Below are 362 nucleotides of genomic sequence, written 5' to 3' on the forward strand. Positions count from 1 at the left end.
GCATGAGAAACCCCATCTCCTAGAAGGCTTTGTTTTCTGAGAACAGCAAAGCTACCCAACACACCACTTATTATTCCTAAAAACCCAGAGCCTAAGGCTACAGTGCGGAATGTATAGTCTCTAAATAGTAAAGCCAACGCTCCCATTTATTCATCACTCCTTAGTAAAGAGCTACTACTTCTATAAGTTGCCTGTAAATTTTTTTCGTTGAAAATCTTGTCAATGGCGCCATAGTTGATCACATTTAAATTAATTAATGCTGCCCAGTCAAAATAATCCTCTACCGTCTGAAGATCATGATGTACCACGATCACTGTTTTGCCCTGCCCCCTAAGTTCTTTTAGTAGGGATACAATCGCCTT

Annotated in this window: 1 pseudogene; it reads right to left on the reverse strand. The window is 40.1% G+C overall.

The annotated features are described in order from the left end of the window. Positions 1-146: 146 nt before the first annotated feature. Positions 147-362 (reverse strand): annotated as a pseudogene (locus RCF13_RS11750) (hypothetical protein); the annotation flags it as partial.

The sequence above is a fragment of the Stenotrophomonas maltophilia group sp. RNC7 genome (assembly GCF_030910085.1).
In the GTDB taxonomy this organism is placed as follows: Bacteria; Pseudomonadota; Gammaproteobacteria; order Xanthomonadales; family Xanthomonadaceae; genus Stenotrophomonas; species Stenotrophomonas sepilia.